1 protein-coding gene is annotated in these 1,251 nt (G+C 46.9%); it reads left to right on the top strand.

The genetic code is table 11. The features are described from left to right. On the top strand, window positions 1-1,251 hold a 1,251-nt coding region (locus R7E00_RS23960), incomplete at both ends, for a heavy metal sensor histidine kinase (protein ID WP_318124750.1).

Raw genomic sequence — 1,251 nt, forward strand, 5'->3', positions numbered from 1 at the left:
CTGATGTTTGTTAGTATGACGTTTGTGACCTATTTTTCTTTGGCTTTCATCCTACAGTACGCCATTGAGCGCCACTTTTATTCGCAAGATTTCAGCTATATTTCCAGTAAGTTCAATGCCATTGAGAAAGAATTAATACGCTCGCCAGAGGACATGTTCAAGCAAGCGAATAGCAGCACGCTCTACATGTGGGTGTTTGAAGGCAAGCAGAACGTGTATCAGAATTCGAGCCTGACGATTCCTCAGAACCGAGCCTACAGCATTAGCTCACCTCAGGTTTTAAATCACGAGCGTGCCATCGAATGGAGTGAGGACTCGCTGAATATTCGCGCGTTTGCGTTTCAAGCTGCGGAGTATCAGGTGGTGCTCGGCATGAGTATCAACCACCATATTTTGTTTTTGGATAAACTCGACTGGATTTTGTTTTGGGCGCTCGGTTTGGCGTTTGTGATTTCTTCCGCGTTGAGCGGTTGGATGGTAAAACGTGGGTTGAAGCCGATTGTGGGATTGAATCAGCACATTCAACAGATATCACCAGAGCAAATGGGCATTCGTCTCGACCCCGATTCGTTGCCAATAGAACTGCGCGAGTTAGCCAACAAACACAACGCGATGCTCGATAGGTTGCAAACTGGTTTTCGCCGCTTGAGCGAGTTTTCTTCTGATATAGCACACGAGTTAAAAACGCCACTCACCAACATTACTACACAAAATCAGGTCATTTTAGGTGCGTGTCGAACGTCTGAAGAGTATCAGGATGCGATTGCCTCAACGTTGGAAGAACTCAACCGCATCACGAAAACCATCAACGATTTGCTCTACATTGCCAAGGCTGAAAACAAGCTCATTCATCGCCATGACGAAGTGTTTGCGGTGCAGGAGGAAATCGCACGTTTGGTCGCGTATTTTGAAATATTGGCCGAAGATACCGAGGTGCGAATCGTGAGCTCAGGCGACGGTCAGCTCTATATGGACAAAAACATGTTTGAGCGTGCGGTGGGCAATTTGCTCTCCAACGCGATTCGTCATGCGTATGCTGATTCAACCATTGTGATTGACGTTCAAGCGGTTGATGAACAGGTGACGATATCGGTCAGCAACCAAGGTGACACCATTGCCGAGCAAAACTTACCGTACCTTTTCGACCGTTTTTATCGCGCAGATAAATCTCGCCAACATGTAGGTAGCGTAGGTGCAGGGCTAGGTTTGTCGATTACCCAATCTATCGTGCAAGCGTATGAAGGTGATATC

Origin of the sequence: Vibrio sp. Vb1755 (assembly GCF_033338635.1) — a bacterium.
Lineage (GTDB): Bacteria > Pseudomonadota > Gammaproteobacteria > Enterobacterales > Vibrionaceae > Vibrio > Vibrio alginolyticus.